The organism is Mucilaginibacter koreensis, from assembly GCF_054783355.1.
In genome coordinates this window covers 243,453-266,807 of sequence record NZ_BAAGQS010000002.1, presented here as the reverse complement: position 1 = coordinate 266,807, position 23,355 = coordinate 243,453, and the positions used below count along the sequence as shown (strand labels likewise).

Sequence of the window (23,355 nt, the reverse complement as noted above, 5' to 3'; positions counted from 1 at the left end):
GCCACTACTTTTGATTTACATGGAAGCTACCTGTATCAGCTATAAAGAAACCGGATATTTTTCGTCAACTATAAGCGAATATCTGGATGATGTACCCGCCCTTCGTCCTTTTTATAGCCACCGCCCCACCCTTAAAGGTTTTACCGAATTACTGGAACACAAGAAAGTAACCGCCAACCGGCAATTACTGGCCGATGTACTTAGCGGGCAGTACACATCGGTGCAATCCGAAAGTGTAGACCTTGTTCAGCAGCAAATAGAATTGTTAAGGGCTGATGATACATATACCATAACTACCGGTCACCAGCTCAATATCTTCACCGGTCCTCTGTACTTTTTGTACAAAATTGCAACAGCTATCAAGTTGTGCAGCCAGCTGAAAGCAGCTTTCCCAGATAAAAACTTCGTTCCTGTATATTGGATGGCATCAGAAGACCATGATTTTGCCGAAATCAATTACACCCATATCGGTGGTAAAAAAGTGCATTGGTGGTACGAGGCTTCGGGTGCTACCGGGCGTATCAACCCCGATACCATGCGGCAGGCCATTAACCAGTACAAAGGAGTGTTGGGCATTCAGGGTCATGCAGCCGAACTGGCACAAATGGTAGAAACAGCTTATACTAAATTTGACAAGCTGGCTGATGCCACCCGGTACCTGGTTCATGCTTTGTTCGGCCACCATGGGCTGGTAATTATAGATGCGGATGATAAACGTTTAAAACAGCACTTTGCCCCTATTATTACTGCAGATATTATTGAGCAGAACAGCTATAAAAACATTACGGCTACAAACGAGCAGTTACAAAAAGCAGGCGTACATATACAAGTAAACCCACGTGAAATCAATTTCTTTTATTTAAAAGATGCACTGCGTGAACGCCTGGTTTATGAGAACGGCCGTTACCAGGTATTGAATACCGACATCAGCTTTTCAAAAGAAGAACTCCGGCAGGAAATCAATATCCATCCAGAGCGCTTTAGTCCGAATGTGGTAATGCGGCCTTTATACCAGGAATGTATATTGCCGAACATTGCCTATGTTGGTGGTGGTGCCGAAGTAGTGTATTGGATGGAACTGAAATCAAATTTCGACCGTTATCAGGTTGATTTCCCTATCCTGATACTGCGCAATTCAGCACTGTTGATTCCAAAAAGTACCGCTGCAAAAATAAAGGGCATGAACCTTTCAGCTGCAGAACTATTTAAACCGGCTGATGAAATTAAAAACAACTGGGTAAAAAAGCACAGCGATCGTAATTTATCACTTGATACAGAGTGGCAGGATTTTGCACAACTGTTTGAGCGCGTAAAAGCGCACGCCAGCGAAGTTGATAATACCTTAATTGCATCTACAGAGGCCATACAGGCACGTTTAAAACATGCAATTCATAATTTGGAGAAGAAACTGGTGAAAGCAGAAAAGAAGAATTTCGAAATCCGGTTGAACCAAATCGAACAAATCAAGGCCGAACTTTTTCCGAAAAACAGCTTGCAGGAACGTACCGAAAACTTTGGTCTTTCCTATGTGAAATGGGGACGAACCTTTGTTGACGAACTGATCCGTAATTTCGAACCATTGGATTTTGAATTTACTTTGTTAACCGAGTAAATCTCTTTATAATTTGTCATTGCGAGGTACGAAGCAATCCCGTCGTAAATATATCGCGTAAGCATAGCTACGGGATTGCTTCGTAACTTGCAATGACAACATAAATTTTTTTCTATGCTTGTCTCAGCGTCTAACCTCCGCCAATTCACTCAACAAATATTTTTATCCATAGGTTGCAGCACCGAACACGCGCAGTTAGCTACCGATGTATTATTGCAGGCTGATTTACGGGGTGTGGACTCGCATGGCGTAGCCCGCCTGATTGGGTATGTACGTTTATGGGAAAAGCAGCGCATCAATGCCACACCTAATATTAAAGTAGTACACGAAACACCTACTACTGCCACTGTAGACGGCGATGCAGGTTTGGGTTTAGTGGTTGCGCCTTTTGCTATGCAGGTAGCTATGCAAAAAGCGGCACAGTACGGCTCAGGCTGGGTAGCCGTACGCAACTCCAATCATTTTGGTATTGCAGGTTACCATGCGCTAAAAGCGGTTGAGCAGGATATGATTGGCATAGCCATGACCAACGCCAGTCCGCTGGTAGCGCCAACTTACTCAACTGAACGCTTGCTGGGTACCAACCCTATTTGTTATGCCTTCCCGGCAGGCCAATACCCACCGGTGGTAGTAGATATGGCTACCTCGGCTGCAGCCAACGGTAAATTAGAAATTGCCCAGCGCGCGGGGCAGCAAGTGCCTCAAGGTTGGATACAAGATGCCGAAGGCCATAGCACTACCGATCCGCATGGGTTAAAAAATGGGGGAGCTTTGCTGCCTTTAGGAAGTTATAAAGAGCAAGGCAGTCATAAAGGCTTTGGGCTGGCTGCAATTGTAGATTTACTGAGCGGTGTGTTGCCGGGCGCTAACTATGGCCCCTGGGTACCGCCGTTTGTAGCATTTTTAGATCCCGCACCTAATGCTCCCGGTCAGGGTATTGGCCACTTTGTGGGCGCTATGCGTATAGACGGCTTCAGGCCTGCTGATGATTTTAAAGCGCACATTGATAATTGGATTGAGCGTTTTAAAACCGCTCAAACTATTGACACCGAACAACAGGTTGTCATTCCCGGCGAACCGGAACTTCAGGCTGAACGAGAACGCAAAACTAATGGCATCCCTTTAGTAGATGCAGTAGTAGCCGACCTTAATGAATTGGCTGATAAATTTGGGATCAGTCGTTTATAGTTAATAACATTCCGAATACTAAAAACAAAGAAGCCACATTTTGTAAAATGCGGCTTCTTTGTTTTTAGTAAGATTTGATACCGTTAAACAACCGGCTCCAGCGTATTTTATGCAGGAAGGTAGCGTTATCATCCCAACTCATCCATATGAACAGGGCCTTACCTACAATGTGATCTTCAGGAACAAAACCCCAGTAACGAGAATCGGCCGAATCATGGCGGTTATCCCCCATCATCCAGTAATAATTCATTTTAAAGGTATAGCGGTTGGTCTTTTGGCCGTTAATATATATATCGTTACCACGTCTTTCCAGTTGGTTACCTTCATAAACCGTTATTGCACGCTCATATACAGGTAAGTTGGTATCATTTAAAGTTACCGTCCATCCTTTTTTAGGAATAAGGATTGGCCCGTAGTTATCTGCATTCCAATTGATATAACGTGAATTACTGAATTTACCCGAATAATAAGGATTGTTATTCGGGAATACAGCGCCGCCGTTAACATCTGCCGTATCACGTGGAGATATACGTGGCTGCACCATCAAACCCGGGAAAGCACTTAATGATTTGGCCGACTGCTTGGTCATGGTGTAAATGCCCGGATTGTATTGGGTAATCTGCAAATCCTGCAAAGCCTGCTGAAACTGCTCATTGGTAATGGTAACTTGTTGAGTAGTGGTTACATTGTAATCCATCTGCTCGCCCGGGGAGCTTCCGTTGGCTTTACCGTTTACATATACTTGGGCATCACGAATGCTCAGGGTATCACCCGGCCCGCCCTGGCAGCGTTTAATGTAATTTTCACGCTTATCTACCGGCCGGTAATATGGTGAATCAGCTTCCATAGGGTAATTGAATACAACTACATCACCTCTTTTTACCTCACTTAAACCGGGTAAACGGTAATAAGGCAGTTTAACGCCATCCCAATAAGCTTTGGTGCCTAACACCGGCATAGTGTGGTGCGCAAACGGAAAAGCTACAGGTGTAATAGGCATACGTGCGCCGTAATTTACCTTGCTTACAAACAGAAAGTCGCCTACAAGCAACGAACGCTCCATAGATGGTGTAGGTATGGTGTAAGCCTCAATAAACAACGTACGAATCAGCGTAGCTGCTATAACGGCAAATATGATAGCATCTGTCCACTCACGGGCAGTGCTTTTCTTTTTTTTCGGGACGGTTTTATCCCGCTTTGTCCAAAATTTCCAGTTCATTGCTAAACTTATAATTACGCTTTCTAAGCGCCAAATTCAAACATATCTGTTACCGGGAAACAACCCTTTTTGTGTTGCAGCCACTCGGCGGCCAACACCGCGCCTAAAGCAAAACCGTTGCGGTTGTGGGCGGTATGCTTAAACTCAAGGCTGTCCACCTCCGAGTCATAAACTACGGTATGGGTACCCGGGACACTTTCAATCCGGTGCGATTCGATTAACAGTTGGTCGGCAGGAACTGAAACCGGTTCATCTGCCTGCGTACCGGTATTTAATATATTGATCCAGCTTTTTTTAGCTTGAATACCTTCTAAAATACCTTCTGCAATAGTGATGGCCGTCCCGCTGGGCGAATCTAACTTTTGAGTATGATGAATTTCATCTACCTGCACATCATAATACGGGTAATTACTCATCAGTTTAGCCAGCAACTTGTTTACATGAAAGAAGATGTTTACGCCTACACTGTAATTGGTACCATACATTAAGCCCGTACGGTTATCTGTATACCATTGCTGAACTTCTGGCAGATGTTCGTACCAACCGGTAGTGCCAACTACAACTGGTATACCGGCCTCATGGCAGGCCTTAATGTTAGTGAGCGCAGTTTGCGGGGTGCTGAATTCTATAGCCACATCAGCCTGCTGCAGGTTGGCAGACGTAAGCTCATGTGCATTATCACGATCAATTTTAAGTACGATTTCGTGCTGACGGCCAAGAGCAATGCTTTCAATAATTTTGCCCATTTTGCCATAGCCCAGTATTGCAATTTTCATTTTAGCGTAAAGGTAACTTTTAAAACAGGCGTAAAGGTACCAATATTATTAGAAGCGTATAGGGGCTGCGTAATTATGCCGGGCGTAATCTTCATACCCAGGTTATTATCCATCGAGTAAGAATGCTGAAATTTAGCCTGAATATACGCGTCTATAATATTCACGCCCCAAACGGCCGCAAAGCCTAATATAGAAAGCTGATAGTTACGCGAATAACCATTGGCATAAGTTAAAAAGGCATCCGAAGTTCCGGGCACGTTGGCCCATTCTGGACTGCGGCTATAACCGGCATCACCGCGGCGGGCTTTGGCTTCGTTGGTAAGCGATTTGTAGGTGTTATAATTATCAACAGCAAAGTAAGCCAAAGCGCCTAAACCACCATAAATCAACGGCACTTTCCACCATTGGTGGTTATATACCTGTCCCCAACCCGGTACTTTCAATGAGCGCATAACGGCCGTATGCGGCAGGTGCGTACTATCCGGGTGATATACTTTTTCCTTTTTTACTTTGGGTACAAAAGGTTTTGAAGTAATGGAATCCTGCCTGCGGTTTTGCAAGTCGGTTTTATTGGTCTTAGCCGTATCGGGTTGCTGGGCAAATACAGCAGTACTTATTAAAAGGACAACAAAAGTAAAAATGAGTTTATACATGGCTACCAGTCCAGCATTTCTAATATCCGGTTCAGGTCATCTTCAGACAGGAAAGGAATCTCGATACTGCCTTTACCTTCATTGCCCATCTTCAGCTTCACCTGGGTACTGAACTTTGAGGCCAAGTCATCCTGAATTTTACGGATATGATGCGATAACTGTAACGGTTGATTTTGCTTTTTATTAGCGGCCGGCTGCGAATTCAAATTACGCACCATCTCCTCTACCTTACGCACCGATAAACCTTGTTGCAAAATAAGCTGATGCAAATGCAATTGAGTATCCGGGCTATCAATGGTAATGAGCGCACGCGCATGCCCCATGCTGATGTTGCCATCACGGATGGAAGCCTGAATGGCCGGCGGCAATTTTAACAGACGCAGGTAATTGGTAACCGTTGAGCGGTTCTTGCTCACGCGCTCGCCTAACTCTTCCTGCTTTAAATTACACTCATCCAGCATACGCTGGAAGCTGAGGGCCACTTCAATAGCATTCAGGTTTTCACGTTGTATGTTTTCTATCAGCGCCATTTCCAGCATCTGCTGGTCATTGGCGGTGCGTACGTAAGCAGGTATTTGCTTTAAACCAGCCATTTTTGACGCACGCAGGCGGCGTTCGCCCGAAATAAGCTGATAGCTGTGTGCATTTACCCTACGTACTGTAATCGGCTGTATCAGGCCTTGCAGCTTAATAGATTCGGCGAGTTCCTGCAATGCTTCGGCATCAAAATCAGTACGGGGCTGGTAAGGGTTTACTTCAATCTCATCAATTTTGATCTCATTTACCGAACCCAAGTTACCTGCTTCACTCACCGGAGAATTCCCTTGCGAATGATGATTGCCTTTAGATGACGGCATTAATGTGGCCGAATCATCCAGCAGGGCGCTTAAGCCTTTTCCTAATCCTCTTTTCTTTTCTACACTCATCGGGGCTTACTATACAGTTACGGTGTTTTGCTCGCTGCTTTCGCGCACCATGTTATTTTTTCTTACAATCTCGCGCGCAAGGTTCAGGTAATTGATGGCTCCCTTACAAGTAGCATCGTGCATAATTACCGATACACCAAAGCTTGGTGCCTCACTTAAACGGGTGTTACGCTGAATAATGGTATCAAACACCAAATCCTCAAAGTGGGTACGCACCTCTTCTACCACTTGGTTTGACAGGCGCAGGCGCACGTCATACATCGTTAATAAAATACCTTCAATATCCAGTTGAGGGTTTAAGCGGTTCTGCACAATCTTAATGGTATTCAACAGCTTACCTAAGCCCTCCAACGCGAAGTATTCACACTGCACTGGTATAATTACCGAATTAGCCGCAGTTAAGGCGTTAATAGTAATTAAGCCTAATGATGGAGAACAGTCAATGATGATAAAATCGTAACGGTCCTTTACCTTATCCAATACACCGCGCATTTTGTACTCGCGGTCGGTAAGATTGATCATCTCAATTTCGGCACCTACCAGGTCAATATGTGCAGGCAGCAAATCCAGGTTAGGCGTTTCCGTTTTCTGTATGGCCTCGTTAGGGTCAATCTGGTTAATGATGCACTCGTAAATACTGTTCTTAATGGTACGGGGATCAAACCCAATACCGGAGGTAGAATTGGCCTGCGGATCGGCATCGACCAGCAGGGTTTTATATTCAAGCACGGCCAAACTTGCAGCCAGGTTTATTGATGAGGTTGTTTTTCCTACACCGCCTTTTTGGTTAGCCAACGCAATTATTTTACTCATTCTCTATTCTCAAAAATTTACCACACAATGATTTCGCTTTTAGCAAAGTAAACCTAAAATTTTTACTTTCGCCAAGGTATTAACCGGGTATAAAGATACGAATTAAAACAATTGCGTAATTCACAGCTTTTACCAACTTATAAACAATAATGACCAAAATTACCATAGTTGCAGCTACTAACCGGCCCGGCAGTGCCACGCTTAAACTGGCTCAATATTACCAGCGCAGGTTAGCTGAAAAAAGCCAGCCCGCTACCCTGTTTAGCTTAACTGATTTACCTGCCAATTTATTGCAAACCGACCTCTACGGCAAGCGCAGCGAGGCCTTTGCCCCCATACAGCAACTGGTAACCGAAACCGAAAAATTTTTGTTCATCATTCCCGAATATAATGGCAGTTTTCCGGGCGTATTGAAAACGTTTATTGACTGCTGCGACTTTCCGCAGAGCTTTTATGAAAAGAAAGCGGCGCTGGTAGGCTTATCATCGGGCAAGTACGGTAACATCCGTGGGATAGAGCATTTTACCGGCATTTGTAATTATATGAACTTGCATGTGATGGCCTTAAAAATCCATATCTCCGGCATCCGCCAGGAACTGGATGCTGAGGGCAACCTGTTTCAAGCCGATACTGTAAAGTTTACGGATGAGCAGATGGATAAATTTATTAAGTATTGATATTCCACTATAGGTAATCGTTCAAACAAATAATTTAATTTTATAGTTAAGAAAAAGGCGCTGCACATCAGCTCCTTAACTATGAGATACACATTATACACTACGGCCTTAGCCGCAATTTTATTGCAGGCAGCCTGTACCCAACCTAAACCCGACGCCTCGAAAGCCGATACCCTGACTGACAGCACCAACCGAGAGGTAAATTTGCCTGCACCCTATGCTACTAAATCAGTAAGTAATTATAGTAAACTTATTGGATGGCCTGAGGGCGTTAAGCCAACAGCACCTGCCGGTTTTACGGTAACTAAGTTTGCCGGCAACCTGGATAATCCGCGTAATGTTTATGTTGCCCCTAACGGAGATATTTTTGTATCGCAGGCTACTACCGAGCAAAAAGGTGTAGTAAAAAAAGTGGGCGCTAAAGTTACTGGTGCGGCTCACTCAGAAAATGTAGGCAAAAGTCCGAACAACATCCTCCTGTTTCGTGATACCAACGGCGATGGTATGCCGGACATGAAAACGGTATTTTTAAGCGGCTTGAACCAGCCCTTTGGGATGCTGGTGGTGGGCAACTACTTTTATGTAGCCAATACCGATGGTATTTTGCGCTACCCTTACACCACAGGGCAAACCAAAATCAGCACTGCAGGTACGCCTATACTCAGCTTACCTGCAGGTGGCTACAATAACCACTGGACGCGCAACCTGCATTTAAGTCCTGATGGTAAGCATATTTTTGTAACGGTAGGTTCGGGCAGTAATGCGGCTGAACACGGCATAGAGAACGAAATACGCAGGGCCAACATTCTGATGATTGACCTGGATGGTAAAAACGAACAAGTGTATGCCAGCGGCCTGCGAAACCCAGTAGGCCTAGATTTTTACCCCGGCACAAACACCTTATGGACTGCTGTAAACGAACGTGACGAATTGGGCGACAACCTGGTACCTGATTACCTGACCAGCGTACAGCAAGGCGGCTTTTACGGCTGGCCTTACAGCTACTGGGGCCAGCATATTGACCCGCGCATTGTAAAAGACAACAAGCAAAAGCAACGCCCAGACCTGGTACAAAAAGCTATTGTGCCCGATGTATCTTTGGGTGCACATACAGCTTCACTTGGTTTAATCTTCAGCACCAATAAAGCTTTCCCAAAACCTTATCAGGATGGGGCATTTATTGGCCAGCATGGCTCATGGAACCGCTCGGTACTATCAGGTTATAAAGTGGTGTTTGTACCTTTTAGTAATGGCAAACCCAGCGGCAAGCCGCAGGATTTTTTGACCGGATTTTTAGCCGATAGCGCCAAGCAGGAAGTGCACGGCAGGCCGGTTAATTTAGCAACAACCAAAGACGGTTCTTTATTAGTAGCAGACGACTCGGGCAACACCATCTGGCGTGTAAGTGCTGCAAAATAACACAACATTGCCTGTAATAAATTGTAGTAATATTGCTGCTGCGTTGCAGCAGCAATATTTATGCTTTTCAAATCTCTGTCAATATTATTAATTGCGTTTTGCATCACTGCGCAAGCTCAACCCAAATCTGTTAACACTGCACCAACCGATACCTTAAAGCAGGTGATCATCAGGGGATATTTATCTAACCAGCCGGCCCTTTATGTGCCTGCATCGGTTAGCACATTAAGCACAGAACAGCTGCAATTACAGTCTCCGGCCTCGCTGGTACCGGCCATGAATACGTTACCGGGTGTACGCATGGAAGAACGTACTCCAGGCAGTTACCGCCTCTCCATCCGCGGTAGTTTGCTGCGCTCGCCTTTTGGTATACGTAATATTAAAGTTTACTTTGATGATTTACCCCTTACCGATGCCGGCGGGAACACTTATCTAAACGCTTTGGATTTTAACAGCATCCAGGGTATCGAAGTACTGAAAGGGCCCGATGGCAGTTTGTTTGGCGCCAACTCAGGCGGTGTAGTGCTGGTCAGTCCGGTTAACCGGCAAGCTACCGGCAGCTATGCCCGTTTTGGTATTAATGCCGGTAGCTACGGCTTACTGCATGAAAACGCTTCTGTGCAACACCAATGGCAACGCAATCAACTTAACATCAGCCAGGCTTATCAAACCTATGACGGCTACCGCGATCACAGTTATATGCAGCGCCATTACGTGCAGGCGGTTGACCGTTTTAATTACACCCGCAGAAATCAACTGCGCATTTTAGGTTTTTATTCTGATTTGAGTTACCAAACGCCCGGCGGCTTAACCTTGGCCCAATACCAGGCCAACCCGCGTGCTGCCCGCTACCCCACTGCTACCCTGCCGGGCGCTATACAGCAGCAAATCCGTATTAGCACCAAAATGACGTATGGTGGCGCTGTAAACGAAGCTTATCTTACCGACCAACTCAAGAACACGACAGCTGTTTATGGCTCATATGTAGATTTCAGCAATCCTTTTATTACCAATTACGAACAGCGTTATGAAGGCACTTATGGGCTGCGCAGTTACTTCACTTTCACCGCGCAGCCATTGAAAAACTTTAGCTGGCAGGCCAACGCAGGTATAGAGTGGCAGCAAACCAACTCTCACATTAATAATTACGGGAACCGGGGCGGCACAAGAGACACGGCGCAAGCCAAAGATGATATTCATAACAACCAGCACTTTTTCTTTATACGCTACACAGCCGAACTATACAAACGCCTGCATGTAGAAACAGCGTTGAGCCTCAATTTTTACCGTTTCGATTTCAGAAAGATTTATCCGCTAAATCAATCAGATTTTTCGAGGCGTAGTTTATCAGCGCAGCTAATGCCTAGAATTGCACTCTCCTACCAATTTACAGGTAACTTTGTGTGGCGCGCCTCGGTAAGCCGTGGATATTCGCCTCCGGCATTGGCCGAAATACGCCCTACTGACAACATTATTAATACTAATTTGCAGGCCGAAAACGGCTGGAATTACGAAACCGGTTTTCGTTTGCGTAACCGCAATGAAAGTTTACTGCTGGATGTATCAGCTTTTTACTACCGCCTGCAAAACGCCATCGTGCGCCGCCTACACCCCGATGAAACCGAGTACTATCTAAATGCAGGCGGCACACGTCAGCCCGGCTTGGAAGCGAGTTTAAACTGGTGGATTATTCGCCAAAACGGAAATCAATTTATTCGTGGACTGCAAATTAACCAGAGTTACGCATTAAGCAAGTTCAATTTTAATAACTACCAGGTAGCCGGTACCAATTACTCGGGCAATCGCCTCACTGGTGTACCCCGGCAGGTTTCGGTTAGCAGTGTACATATCCTTTTTCCACACCGGTTGTATGCCTTTTTACAGTATAATGCCACCTCCCGCATTCCACTTAACGATGCCAATACGGTTTATGCCAGCTCTTACCATTTACTGCAAGCCAAAGCCGGCTGGCAGTTTCAGCTGAGTACTAAAAGCTTTTTAGATGTATATGCAGGCGCTGACAACCTGCTGAATGAGCGGTACAGCTTGGGTAACGATTTAAATGCGGTAGGCAACCGGTATTACAACGCTGCTCCTTTGCGAAATTTTTATGGGGGTATGAGTGTGAGGTTTTGATTTTTTGCTGCTATCCGCTTTGTTGGTTTGTACTGTATTTCCGTTGTTGTTCTTTTGTCTTTATACAAAAGAACCAAAAAATCAAGTGCAGCCCGCTTAGGCTTTTTACCGCACAGGGCCTTAGCTGCAAAGGCGGGCGGCACCACAGGCTGTTTAGTGTTTGCGGATGTGCGGCTTGTGCTTTGTTTACTGGTAGTTCAAACACTAAAAGGCCTCTTGCCATTACACCACCCACCAAGTGCTGCCCGCCTTTCGCCCAAAGCTGAGGGGCTGACAAGAGGAAAAGAATCAAGAGTAAAGAGCCAAGAATCAAGAAATAACTGGTACCAAACATACTACCACCACGTCATTGCGAGGTACGAAGCAATCTCTATGCATCCTGTCTTAGTCAAGTGGTGAAAGATTGCTTCGTACCTCGCAATGACGTGGGTGATAACAAAAAGCCGCAAAGCATTCTGCTCATTCTCGAATCTTGTAAATTCTTATTCAGACCACTGTAACCACTGCACACCCATACCCTCCCCATGTGGCCTTGGCTTTTTCAGCCACTACTACCGGTCGCCCACGCACTGCACACCTCAAAGAAAAAGACGCAGCCACGAGTTTTTCTTTGGTTACTTTCTTTTTGCGGAAAAAAGAAAGTAACATCCACTGACACTCGTAACTGACAACCCGGGCCTCATAAAATCCAAACCTCAAATAACCACCTGAACAATTCACACCCTTACCTTGTTAATCCATCATGACAAATCCAGCAAACGAACATAATAAACCTTCACCTTCGGATACACCAAGCGACAGGCCGGAGGATAATGGCGGCAAGGCAGTCATTCGTCCGGAAGATAAAGAATATCATGATGAGCAGGCCGATTTTGGCAATGTGGCTAAACAGCATGAAACTGAAGAAGAACCGGTAAATCCAATTAAAACTCCGCCCGATGAACCAGGCATGCGGGAAGGAAAAGTGCAACCATAAGATAGAGTCAAGAAATAAGAGCCAAGAATCAAGAAGTTCCGTTTAAGGAGAAGTTAGTCTTGATTCTTGGCTCTTGTTTCTTGACTCTTTACTCTATCTCGATATTCCGGCCGAATTAAACTGCAAGTCGTACAGTTTGCGGTAATAGCCGTCTTCTATTTTTAAGAGTTCCTGATGGCTGCCTACTTCTTTAATTTCACCATGATCGAGCACGATAATTTTGTCGGCGCTTTGAATGGTGGATAAACGGTGGGCAATCACTATGGCTGTGCGGCCTTGCATCAGTTTGTTGATGGCTTCCTGTATTAAAATTTCAGTTTCCGTGTCTACTGATGAGGTAGCTTCATCCAGTACCAAAATAGCCGGGTTGTAAACCAGCGCACGAACGAATGAGATCAATTGCGCCTGCCCGGCCGAAAGTGTAGAGCCGCGCTCCATTACATTGTACTCATAACTTCCGGGTAAACGCATAATAAACTCATGCGCACCTACACTTTTGGCGGCGGCCACAATCTGCTCCATGGTAATGGCCGGATTGTTTAAACTGATATTGTTGGCAATAGTATCAGAGAACAGGAATACATCCTGTATTACGGTAGCAATTTGCGAGCGCAGGAAACCCAGTTCATACTGATCAATGGACACACCGTCTACCTTGACAGTGCCCTTTCCTACCTCGTAAAAACGATTCAGTATATTAATGGTGGATGATTTGCCTGCACCGGTCGCGCCCACCAGGGCCAGGGTTTCACCGGGCTTCACATGGAAACTCATGTCCTTCAGCACCCAGTTATCATCATTGTAAGCAAACCAGACATGATTGAAATCGATTTCGCCACGTAAACTTACACCGGTAATTTTTCCAGTATTGGGCGCTTTCTCATCAGTGTCCAGTACTTTAAAAATACGGTCAGCACCCACCATACCCATTTGCAGGGTATTAAATTTATCTGCCAGTTGACGGATCGGCCTGAACAGTAAGTTAAGCAGCGTAATAAACGCCACAACAGTACCCGGTGTTATCCCTTTTTTAGATGCCGTAATGGCCGAAATTTCATGATCGCTCAAAATACGCTTACAGCCATACCATACCAGCAGCCCGATAGACATGGCCGAAAAAATTTCAACCACCGGGAAAAAGATAGAGTAATACCAGTTGGAGCGGATATTGGCATCGCGGTATTTTAAGTTCACTTCTTTGAACTTGCGCATCTCCTGGTCTTCGCGGGCGAAGTACTGAATAATGCTGATGCCTGAAATGTGCTCCTGCAAAAAAGTATTCAGCTGTGCTACATGGGTACGCACATCCTGAAAAGAAGATTTGATAGCTTCCTTAAAAATATAGGTAGCCACCAGCAAAAAGGGGATAGGTGCTAACGTAATAAGTGTTAGCTTCCAATCCTGAACCAGCATATAAATTATGATGGATAGAACTAGCAGCAAATCTCCGGCTATGGAGATCAATCCTTCTGAAAAAATATCGGCAATGGTTTCCAAATCTGACACGGTACGGGTAATCAGCATCCCAATAGGTGTACGGTCAAAATATTTTAAACGAAGGCTGGTAATGTGGCGAAATACATCAATACGTAAATCGCGGATAACCGACTGCCCCAAGGCATTGGTCATAAAGGTTTGATAATATTGGGCGAGCGTTTGTATAGCCAACAGAACAACCATCAATCCCACCATCAATACCAAGCCATTATAATTATTGGTAAGTATGTATTTATCCAGCGTACGCTCAATCAATATGGGTTGCGAGAGTGAGATGACCGCCAAAAAAATGGTAAGGAATGCAGCAATTACAAATGTTTTGTTGTAGGGCCGTACATAATGCATTATTCTGCCCAATAATTTCCAATCAATTGCTTTTCCGGTAACTTCTGCCATGCGCCTGTTATAACCCCTGCTAATGGGGTGTGTTTGCTAAAAAAGCAAAGATATAAAAAGAAGCGCCCTGATGTTTAAAGGAATCCCCCGGTTTATATTTATGATATCAAAATTAGAATAGAGAAGGCGATACAAGTTTAGCAAACCAGAAGATTTCGCCCCACGGTCGAAACGACAATGATTACTATGAATTATCCCCCTATTCTCCTTTAAACAGGATTATTAAGACTCAATGTAAGGATACTTCACCTCCGTTAAATACAATCCGCAGGCGGGCACTGAGGTACCGGCATTACTGCGGTTTTTACTCTCAATGATAGCCCGCACACCCTCGGGTTTAATTTCACGGCGACCTGCCATCATCAATGTCCCTACAATAGCCCTTACCATATTACGCAAAAAACGGTCGGCCGTAATATGAAAGACCAAGCTGCCATCAGGCTGTGTTACCCACTCCGCACGAGTAATCTTACAGTTATTGGTCATCACCTGGGTGTTGGATTTACTGAAGCAACTAAAATCAGTATATTCCATCAGTATAGCCGCTGCCCGGTTCATCAGGTCCACCTCCGGCCTGTCGCGCAGCAACCAGGAGGAATGGGTTTTAAACGGATCTTTACTAAAATGCATATGGTACTCATACGAGCGTTGGGTGGCATCAAACCGTGCATGTGCATCAGAAGCTACTTCAATAATTCGTTTTACTGCAATATCAGGTGGCAACAGGGCGTTGAGCCCCCCCAGCGCTCTGAAGGGGGAGCTTTTAAAAACATCTACTCCCCCTTCAGGGGGCTGGGGGGGCTCAAAATGTACAAACAACTGCCGGGCGTGCACCCCGGTGTCCGTACGGCCTGCACCTGTGGTTTCTACCGGCTGGCGCAGCAATATAGCCAAGGCCTCGTTTAGTTTCTGCTGTACGGTTATGGCATTAGGTTGTATTTGCCAGCCATGGTAGCGGGTGCCATCATAAGCAATTTCTAAAAAATAACGTTGAAGAGTTTGCACAGTGCAAAGGTAATAAACGTGGTAAGATGCCCATTTAGAATTACAGCAAACATTTTATCTTTGGCTGCGATAATTAAATTACCATGATACAACGTATACAAAGCATATACCTGCTGTTTGCCGGCCTGCTTATTGCAGCCCTTTACCTGTTCCCTATTGTACATACCGTTTATGCCGGCGTTATACCGGTAAACATACGCGTAACCGGTATCTATCAGGATGCAGGCGGCGCACAAATACATACACAAACTTTTTTAGCACTTACAATAGTAACCGCCATTATTGCCCTGTTGCCTATAGGTGTTATATTTTTATATAAAAACCGCAAACAGCAACTGGCTTTGTGTTACAGCACATTGCTTGTTATATTAGGATATAGCTTTTGGGTAGCTCAAACGGTAAAAGATGCGGTGCCCGGTGCCGCTATCCACACCAATAATTACGGGATAGGCTTGTTCTTAACCCCAATCAGCATTTTACTGATGTTTGTGGCGATTCGTTCAATTAAGAATGATGAGCGTTTGGTAAGGTCAGCGGATCGTTTAAGGTAGTGTTAATTTATTCCTATCTGATTTAGGGTTTCATTTAAAATAATTGGTGATTTACTTTTTTACCTGATAAAAGTAAATCACCAATATAGAGATAGGAGGCTCTATTGACCAGCACCTTGCTATCCTTTTAATATCTCCCGGCTGATTACTATTTTTTGTATCTCTGATGTACCCTCACCTATAGTGCACAATTTAGCATCACGGTAATACTTCTCTACCGGAAAGTCTTTGGTATAACCATAACCGCCAAAAATTTGCACCGCTTCGTTGGCGCAGCGCACGGCTACTTCTGAGGCATAATATTTAGCCATGGCCGATTGCCGGGTTACCGGCTGGTGGCGGTTCTTCAAGTCGGCGGCTTGCATAATCAACAATTCAGCAGCTTCTATTTCTGTAGCCATATCGGCCAGTTTGAAAGCGATGGACTGAAAGCCGGCAATGGGTTGCCCAAACTGGTGGCGCTCTTTGGCATATTTTACAGCGGCATCATAAGCGCCTTTGGCAATACCCAAGGATAAGGCAGCTATAGAAATACGCCCGCCGTCTAATATCTTCATAGCCTGCTTAAAACCTTCGCCTTCGGCACCCAGCAAGTTAGCTTTAGGCACGCGGCAATTGTTGAAGATCAATTCGGTGGTTTCTGAAGCACGCATGCCCAGTTTACTTTCCTTTTTGCCGCTGGTGAAACCTGGTGTACCTTTCTCAATCACCAAAGCCGAAATACCGCGCGAATCGCCTTTTTCGCCGGTTCGCACCATTACCACGGCCACATCGCCCGATTTTCCATGAGTAATCCAGTTTTTAGAACCATTCACCACATATTCATCGCCATCCAGTACGGCGGTGGTATTCATCCCCAGGGCATCAGAACCGGTGTTGGCTTCGGTAAGGCCCCAGGCGCCCAGCCATTCGGCAGTAGCCAGTTTGGGCAGCCAGCGTTGCTTTTGCTCTTCGTTGCCAAAAGTTAGGATATGACCGGTACATAACGAATTATGTGCCGCTACCGATAAGCCGATAGAGCCGCATACCCGCGCTACTTCCTGAATCACCGTTACATATTCGGCATAACCAAAACCGGCACCGCCGTAAACTTCGGGTACCAGTACGCCCATCAGGCCCAGCTCGCCCAATTGCTTAAAAAGTTCCACCGGGAAGGTTTGGGCTTCATCCCACTCCATTACATGCGGACGGATGTGCCGCTCGGCAAAATCTTTTACCATTTGAGCTACCATCTGCTGGTTTTCGCCCATAGCAAAATCAAAGCCTGTGGCAGGCGCTTCGGTCATATCAAAATTCATAGGTGTATAATTGGTTAAAGCAAATAAACAAAATATAAATTAAAAATACTATGCATGCATAATAAATTTATGATATTTATCTCGATTATAACCTATTACCTAACAACCGTGTAAAGATTATAATAACAAAAAGAACCGGCTTGTTAACTATAAGCTAACTAACACCTATCGCTCGGTATTAAAATTTGCTTTGTCGCTGGTCTTAAAATAAACACCTTCTATAGTAGCATTCATACCAAAACCACATTGCATTAAATCATCTGTGAGGGGTGTAATAACAACAAAATTCTCGAATACCCTGATTTTGAATTTACAATCTGCATCTTTCATTTTATAAATAATCGTGTTATTGGCCACAGGTGCAGTAAATGGTTCTACATCCGCTAAATTGAAAGCTGGTGCAGCAGTAACACAGTTAACCTCTACCTTAGCTACTTTTGCTTTTATAGTTAATATCGAAATACTACCGCTACCACCAGCACCAGCTTTGCCAAAGAAATATTGGTATTGACCTGTCATATTTACCGGATGAAAAGCCGTGTTAGGAGCTGCTAATGTGCTGTCACTATGGTTCAGCATATATTTTAGTTCTTTGTTCGAATTTGGATTGTACCATGTACCGGTAAATGTACTGGCATTAAGCTTACCTTCATATATGCCTGTAACATGTCCGCCCGGGTCAAACTCATAAATCACCGGCCCCTGGTCTTTAACTATAGTGCCCACAAGTTTGATTGGGATATGCTTAGCGGTTCTTAAGTAGGTAACCTCACCTTTAATTATACTATCTTTAATCAGAAGCCATATAAACACAGGTATTTTGCCATTTAGGTTTCCCTTAAATTTATATAAACCATCTGCGATGATAGCAGACTTATCAAATAAATTTGCGGTTGTTGTTTTAGCCAGTAAAGGCTTACTGTAAGCTGCAAGGCCAAAGCCTAATAAAACAACTGATAAGGTTAGGATTTTAAATTTCATGATGAGGAAAATTAAAATATAGTATTGATAAAAACAAAACCTGCTGAAACTGCACAGTGCAACATTGGCCTGTAACTTACATTAATATTTTTAACTCATTAAACTACAATACAATTGTACCTGTTAAGCTTCGCCAAGCACTTTACAACATCCGGCTTCCGCACTCCCCTCAAAAAAAGCTATCTTTGCCTGATTATCATTCGCACAAATGAAAATTTCTTATAACTGGCTCAAAGAATTCATCCATACAGATAAAACTCCCGAAGAAATTTCTCAAATCCTGACCGGCATCGGTTTGGAAGTAGAAACGCTGGAGAAAGTACAAGCTATTCCGGGCGGACTGGAAGGTTTGGTTATCGGCTACGTAAAGCAGGCGGAACAACACCCCAATGCCGATCGCCTGCGGGTAACCAAAGTAGATGTGGGCGGCCCCGAAGAATTGCAGATTGTATGCGGCGCACCCAATGTGGCTGCCGGCCAAAAAGTAGTAGTGGCTACTGTAGGCACCACCGTACACCCCCTGCAGGGCGAACCCTTTAAAATCAACAAATCAAAAATACGCGGCGAGGTATCTGAGGGTATGATCTGTGCCGAAGATGAGATTGGCCTAGGCGAGTCACATGCCGGTATTATGGTACTGGATAGCGAAGCACAGATAGGCACGCTGGCAAAAGAGTATTTTAAGCTCAATGATGACTACCTGTTTGAGATTGGCTTGACTCCCAACCGGGCTGATGCAGCCTCGCACCTGGGTACAGCGCGTGATATTGCCGCTTACCTGAAAATGCAGGTTACCCGTCCGGATGTTTCAGCATTCAGCGTATCCAACCAAAACTTAACCATTCCGGTTGAGGTAGAGAACGCACAGGCTTGTCCGCGTTATTCCAGCGTAACCATTTCTGGTGTACAAGTAGCCGAATCACCCAAATGGCTCAAGGAAAAACTGGCTGTCATTGGTGTACGCGCCATCAATAATGTAGTAGACGTAACCAACTATGTATTACACGAGCTAGGCCAGCCCCTGCATGCGTTTAACGCCGATGCCATTACCGGCAGCAAAGTAATAGTGAAAACCGGCCTGGCAGGCACTAAGTTCATCACCTTGGATGGCGTAGAACGTAAGTTGGATGCAGACGACCTGATGATTTGCAATGCCGAAGCTCCCATGTGCATTGCCGGTGTGTTTGGCGGTGCCGACTCGGGCGTTACAGAAAGCACCACGAATGTATTTTTGGAAAGCGCCTATTTCAATTCCGTTTCGGTACGTAAAACGTCTAAGCGTTTTGGTTTGAAAACCGATGCCTCTTTCCGTTTTGAGCGGGGTACCGATCCGGATATGACCGTATATGCCTTAAAGCGTGCGGCATTATTGATACAGCAACTGGCCGGAGGTACTATCAGTTCTGAGATCTCAGATATCTACCCTGCCCCGGTTCAACCGTTTGAAGTGGAGCTGAGTTATCGCAATACTTTGCGCCTGATTGGTGCTGACATCCCGCACGCTGAAATTAAAGCCATTATTGAGGCGCTGGATATTGAGGTGGTGAACGAAACCGAGCAAGGCCTAAGCCTGAAAGTGCCGCCTTACCGGGTAGACGTAACCCGCGAGGTAGATGTGATTGAAGAAGTACTGCGTATATACGGATATAATAATATCCATATCCCTACCCAAATCCGCGCTTCCCTAAATAACTCAGTACGCCCCGAGAAGGACACAGTGCAGAATGCTATTGCCGACATGCTATCAGCCAACGGCTTTAACGAAATCCTGTGCAATTCGCTTACCAGCAACCGCTATGCTACCAATCTGGATCATGCAGTAAAAATCCTGAACCCGTTAAGCAGCGATTTGGATATTATGCGCCAAACCCTGCTTTATTCGGGCCTGGAAGCGATTGCATACAATGTAAACCGCCGCAATGCTGATTTGAAGTTTTACGAGTTTGGTAAAATATACAGCTACGCCGATGAAAAGTACATTGAACAGCACCGCCTGTCGGTATTCATCACCGGCGCCGGCCAAACTGAGCAGTGGAACCAAAAGGCATCTCCGGTTAGCTTTTACCAATTAAAAGCCATTGTTGATGGCTTGCTGAACCGTTTAAATATCACTGAATTTACCACCGATGAGGTGATGAACAATGAATTAAGCTATGGCCTGCAATACAACTACCGTGGCTCAAAAAACCTGGTAGAGTTTGGCGCCGTAGCAGCAGCACCATTAAAACTGGCCGATGTAAGTCAGGAAGTGTTTTATGCGGTATTTAATTTCGACTTGCTGCTGCAACTGGTAGCTAAAAACATCATCGTTTATCAGGAAGTATCTAAATTCCCGGCTGTGCGTCGTGACCTGTCAATGCTCATTGACGCTTCGGTTACCTTTGCGCAATTAAAACAAATTGCCCAGAAAACCGAGCGTAAGCTGTTAAAAGAAGTAAGTGTATTTGATGTGTACCAGGGTGATAAGCTGCCGGCCGGCAAAAAATCATACGCCTTAAGCTTTATATTGCAGGACGAGGAAAAAACCCTGACCGACAAGAATATTGACGGCATTATGCAGAAACTGATCTACAACCTGGGCAAAGAAGCAGGAGCAGAAATCAGGAAATAAGGGATTGAATACCAACGGGCAAGTTTTTTGAATTTTGACTTTTTAATTTTTACTTTTAAAAATGCCATCAGTAGCCGAACAATTAGCTAAAGTAACCGACAAAGCCGAAAGGCTGATTGCCATGTACCATTTACTGCAGGAAGAAAACGACCTGCTGAAACTGGAAAATCAATCATTGATGGTGGCGCTGGATGCCAGTAAAAATAAGAGCACAGAGCTGGAAGAAAAGCTTCGTGTATTGAAAGTAGCCAAGTCGTTTTCAGAAACAAATGAAAAAAGCCTTGACATTAAGCAAAAGATTAACGAATTTGTGCGGGAAATTGACAAGTGTATTGTATTGCTAAAAAAGTAATACAAATAAGTGAATAAGCTCAAATGGGAGAAATCTCAATAAAAATAAACATAGCCGACCGTGTTTACCCTTTAAAAGTAAGCACGGAAGAGGAAGAAATTATACGCAGGGCAGCCAAGCTCATTAATGACCGCATTAAGGAATATCAAGAGAACTATGCGGTTAAAGATAAGCAGGATCTCCTATCTATGTGTGTACTGCATTATGCCACCACCTCGTTAAAAAACGAGCGTAAGGTAACTGCCGAAGACACCGAGATAGCAGAGAAAGTATATCAGTTGGATGATTTGCTGTCGGAGTTTTTTTCAAAGTAACGGATCGTTCTTTATCAATTAAAAGAGCAATTAAAATTTAGCCGCGGCCAAATTTTAAGTTTCACTATTTAAAAACTGATGCTTTAATGCAGCAGTGCATCACAATGCTGTTTGGCTTGCAGGGTATAGCAAAACCATAGCGCTGTGGCGTAACGCTGTTCAGCAGTTTTACAATACAGGCACTTAAAATTTAGTTAGCGGTTTTTTTATATATAACCAATTTATGACCACATTATTGTACATCATTATCGGGCTGCTGATAGGTGCCATTATAGGCATCGTTATCGGCCGCTTCTTACTGCGCAAGCTTTTTAAAGAGCAAGAAGCAGCAGCACAAACCAAAGTAAAAAAGATATTAAAAGATGCGGAGAACAACGCCGAGATTTTAAAGAAAAACAAAGCGTTAGAAGCCAAAGAACGTTTCTTACAACTCAAAGCCGAGCACGAGCAGGAAGTAAACGCCCGTAACAACGCCATCAGCCAGCGCGAAAACAGCCTGAAGCAAAAAGAACAATCTTTAAATTCCAAGCTGGAAAACGCAAACCGTAAAGACAACGAACTGGAGAACACCCGCAAAAATCTGGAGCGCCAAACCGAACTGGCCATTAAAAAGCAAGAAGAAGCCGATAAAAAGCAGGAAGAAGTAGAGCAGATAAAACAACAACACATACAACAACTGGAAGCTATTGCCGGCCTGAGCGCCGAAGAAGCTAAAAACCAGCTGATTGATAGCCTGCGCGAAGAAGCCCGCACCAAAGCCATGATGCAGATTAAAGACATTGTGGACGAAGCCAAGCTTACTGCTACCAAAGAAGCTAAAAAGGTGGTGATCCAAACCATTCAGCGTACCGCTACAGAGAGCGCTATCGAGAACACGGTATCTATCTTTAACATAGAGAACGACGAAATCAAAGGCCGTATTATTGGTCGTGAAGGCCGTAACATCCGTGCACTGGAAGCCGCTACCGGTATTGAGATTATTGTGGATGATACACCAGAAGCTATCATCTTATCAGGCTTTGACCCGGTTCGACGTGAGATTGCCCGCCTTGCCATGCACCGCCTGGTAACCGACGGCCGTATTCACCCGGCTCGTATTGAGGAAGTGGTAGCCAAAACCCGCAAGCAAATTGAAGAAGAAATTGTAGAAATTGGCGAGCGCACTGTAATTGACTTAGGTATACATGGTTTACACCCGGAACTGATCCGGATGGTGGGCCGTATGCGCTACCGTTCATCTTACGGACAAAACCTGCTGCAGCACTCACGCGAAGTGGCTAACTTCTGCGCCACTATGGCGGCTGAATTGGGCCTGAACGTGAAACTGGCTAAACGTGCCGGCTTACTGCACGATATTGGTAAAGTACCTGATGACAACCCTGAGCTGCCACACGCAATTTTGGGTATGCAGCTGGCCGAAAAATATAAAGAGAACCCAGAGGTATGTAACGCCATTGGCGCCCACCACGATGAAATAGAGATGACCTCAATGATCTCCCCTATCGTGCAAGCCTGTGATGCCATTTCGGGCGCCCGCCCTGGTGCACGCCGCGAGGTGGTGGAAAGCTACATCAAGCGTTTGAAAGAACTGGAAGAATTAGCCCTTTCTTACCCTGGTGTAGAGAAAACTTTTGCTATTCAAGCTGGCCGCGAGCTGCGCGTAGTAGTAGAAAGTGAGAAAATCAGTGATGCTCAATCAGAAGTGTTAGCGGCTGATATTTCTAACCGCATCCAAACCGAAATGACCTATCCGGGCCAGATTAAAGTTACCGTTATCCGCGAAACCCGTTCGGTAGCTTTCGCAAAATAGTAAACAAACGTAAATTTGTAAGCCCTCTTGCCAAAAAGTAAGAGGGCTTTTTACTTTTAAGAGTGTACCTTTGTTCCATTATTGTTATCATTAAACCAATGGTAACTTTCTAAGTCTATATCTTCTACCGTACGTAAACATAGCA

20 protein-coding genes are annotated in these 23,355 nt (G+C 44.8%); 11 read left to right on the top strand and 9 right to left on the bottom strand.

The genetic code is table 11. From position 1 onward, the window contains the following. Positions 1 to 19 precede the first annotated feature (19 nt). Positions 20 to 1,612 (top strand): bacillithiol biosynthesis cysteine-adding enzyme BshC, encoded by a 1,593-nt coding sequence (bshC, locus tag ACYVNW_RS17795; RefSeq protein WP_460681268.1) that lies wholly within the window; start codon positions 20 to 22, stop codon positions 1,610 to 1,612. A gap of 114 nt (positions 1,613 to 1,726) precedes the next feature. Then, positions 1,727 to 2,800 (top strand): Ldh family oxidoreductase, encoded by a 1,074-nt coding sequence (locus tag ACYVNW_RS17790; RefSeq protein ID WP_460681267.1) that lies wholly within the window; start codon positions 1,727 to 1,729, stop codon positions 2,798 to 2,800. 64 nt (positions 2,801 to 2,864) lie between these two features. On the opposite strand, the gene lepB is transcribed toward ACYVNW_RS17790, so the two are convergent. Genes lepB through ACYVNW_RS17765 form a run of 5 tightly spaced genes read right to left on the bottom strand, consistent with a single transcriptional unit; the run spans position 2,865 to position 7,187 of the window. Next, complete coding sequence (gene lepB / locus ACYVNW_RS17785) at positions 2,865 to 4,019, bottom strand: signal peptidase I (protein WP_460681266.1); 1,155 nt, start codon at positions 4,017 to 4,019, stop codon at positions 2,865 to 2,867. 23 nt (positions 4,020 to 4,042) lie between these two features. Further along, positions 4,043 to 4,795 (bottom strand): 4-hydroxy-tetrahydrodipicolinate reductase, encoded by a 753-nt coding sequence (dapB, locus tag ACYVNW_RS17780; RefSeq protein ID WP_460681265.1) that lies wholly within the window; start codon positions 4,793 to 4,795, stop codon positions 4,043 to 4,045. Beyond that, positions 4,792 to 5,448, bottom strand: coding sequence for a DUF5683 domain-containing protein (locus ACYVNW_RS17775; RefSeq protein WP_460681264.1), 657 nt, complete (start codon positions 5,446 to 5,448; stop codon positions 4,792 to 4,794). Before ACYVNW_RS17775 ends, dapB begins: the two co-directional genes overlap by 4 nt. Before the next feature lie 2 nt (positions 5,449 to 5,450). After that, positions 5,451 to 6,374 carry a ParB/RepB/Spo0J family partition protein gene (locus ACYVNW_RS17770; RefSeq protein ID WP_460681263.1) on the bottom strand — a complete coding sequence of 308 codons (924 nt, stop codon included), beginning with the start codon at positions 6,372 to 6,374 and terminating at the stop codon, positions 5,451 to 5,453. Positions 6,375 to 6,383: 9 nt separating this feature from the next. Further along, positions 6,384 to 7,187: a ParA family protein gene (locus ACYVNW_RS17765; RefSeq protein WP_460681262.1), complete on the bottom strand. Its 804-nt coding sequence runs from the start codon at positions 7,185 to 7,187 to the stop codon at positions 6,384 to 6,386. Between the two features lie 149 nt (positions 7,188 to 7,336). On the opposite strand from ACYVNW_RS17765, the gene ACYVNW_RS17760 reads away from it, so the two are divergent. The 4 genes from ACYVNW_RS17760 (at position 7,337) to ACYVNW_RS17745 (ending at position 12,395) form a co-directional block, all read left to right on the top strand. Further along, positions 7,337 to 7,864, top strand: coding sequence for an NADPH-dependent FMN reductase (locus tag ACYVNW_RS17760; RefSeq protein WP_460681261.1), 528 nt, complete (start codon positions 7,337 to 7,339; stop codon positions 7,862 to 7,864). Between the two features lie 81 nt (positions 7,865 to 7,945). Beyond that, positions 7,946 to 9,283, top strand: a complete 1,338-nt coding sequence (locus tag ACYVNW_RS17755) for a PQQ-dependent sugar dehydrogenase (RefSeq protein WP_460681260.1) — start codon at positions 7,946 to 7,948, stop codon at positions 9,281 to 9,283. Between the two features lie 60 nt (positions 9,284 to 9,343). Next, positions 9,344 to 11,419, top strand: a complete 2,076-nt coding sequence (locus ACYVNW_RS17750) for a TonB-dependent receptor (protein WP_460681259.1) — start codon at positions 9,344 to 9,346, stop codon at positions 11,417 to 11,419. A 742-nt stretch (positions 11,420 to 12,161) separates the two neighbouring features. Beyond that, complete coding sequence (locus tag ACYVNW_RS17745; protein ID WP_460681258.1) at positions 12,162 to 12,395, top strand: hypothetical protein; 234 nt, start codon at positions 12,162 to 12,164, stop codon at positions 12,393 to 12,395. Positions 12,396 to 12,488: 93 nt separating this feature from the next. Here the strand turns inward: ACYVNW_RS17745 and ACYVNW_RS17740 are convergent, their stop codons facing one another. Both ACYVNW_RS17740 and truA read right to left on the bottom strand, forming a co-directional pair. After that, positions 12,489 to 14,288: an ABC transporter ATP-binding protein gene (locus ACYVNW_RS17740; protein WP_460681257.1), complete on the bottom strand. Its 1,800-nt coding sequence runs from the start codon at positions 14,286 to 14,288 to the stop codon at positions 12,489 to 12,491. Positions 14,289 to 14,510: 222 nt separating this feature from the next. Beyond that, positions 14,511 to 15,293: a tRNA pseudouridine(38-40) synthase TruA gene (gene truA / locus ACYVNW_RS17735; protein WP_460681256.1), complete on the bottom strand. Its 783-nt coding sequence runs from the start codon at positions 15,291 to 15,293 to the stop codon at positions 14,511 to 14,513. A gap of 83 nt (positions 15,294 to 15,376) precedes the next feature. Between truA and ACYVNW_RS17730 the strand changes: the two genes are divergently transcribed. Beyond that, a complete protein-coding gene (locus ACYVNW_RS17730) occupies positions 15,377 to 15,844 on the top strand; it encodes a DUF4293 domain-containing protein (protein ID WP_460681255.1) in 468 nt (155 codons plus the stop codon). 119 nt (positions 15,845 to 15,963) lie between these two features. Here the strand turns inward: ACYVNW_RS17730 and ACYVNW_RS17725 are convergent, their stop codons facing one another. Together ACYVNW_RS17725 and ACYVNW_RS17720 are read right to left on the bottom strand one after the other, a co-directional pair. After that, entirely contained in the window at positions 15,964 to 17,142 is a 1,179-nt protein-coding gene (locus ACYVNW_RS17725; RefSeq protein WP_460681254.1) for an acyl-CoA dehydrogenase, read from the bottom strand. A 165-nt stretch (positions 17,143 to 17,307) separates the two neighbouring features. Further along, positions 17,308 to 18,123, bottom strand: coding sequence for a hypothetical protein (locus ACYVNW_RS17720; RefSeq protein WP_460681253.1), 816 nt, complete (start codon positions 18,121 to 18,123; stop codon positions 17,308 to 17,310). Positions 18,124 to 18,331: 208 nt separating this feature from the next. Between ACYVNW_RS17720 and pheT the strand changes: the two genes are divergently transcribed. The 4 genes from pheT to rny all read left to right on the top strand — a co-directional run bounded on the left by pheT (position 18,332) and on the right by rny (position 23,210). Next, positions 18,332 to 20,734, top strand: coding sequence for a phenylalanine--tRNA ligase subunit beta (pheT, locus tag ACYVNW_RS17715; protein ID WP_460681252.1), 2,403 nt, complete (start codon positions 18,332 to 18,334; stop codon positions 20,732 to 20,734). A gap of 61 nt (positions 20,735 to 20,795) precedes the next feature. Then, positions 20,796 to 21,086, top strand: coding sequence for a hypothetical protein (locus ACYVNW_RS17710; RefSeq protein WP_460681251.1), 291 nt, complete (start codon positions 20,796 to 20,798; stop codon positions 21,084 to 21,086). Positions 21,087 to 21,109: 23 nt separating this feature from the next. Further along, the gene (locus ACYVNW_RS17705; RefSeq protein WP_460681250.1) at positions 21,110 to 21,400 is read left to right on the top strand and encodes a cell division protein ZapA; all 291 of its coding nucleotides are present in this window, start codon (positions 21,110 to 21,112) and stop codon (positions 21,398 to 21,400) included. Positions 21,401 to 21,623: 223 nt separating this feature from the next. Continuing rightward, the gene (rny, locus tag ACYVNW_RS17700; RefSeq protein WP_460681249.1) at positions 21,624 to 23,210 is read left to right on the top strand and encodes a ribonuclease Y; all 1,587 of its coding nucleotides are present in this window, start codon (positions 21,624 to 21,626) and stop codon (positions 23,208 to 23,210) included. Positions 23,211 to 23,355 lie beyond the last annotated feature (145 nt).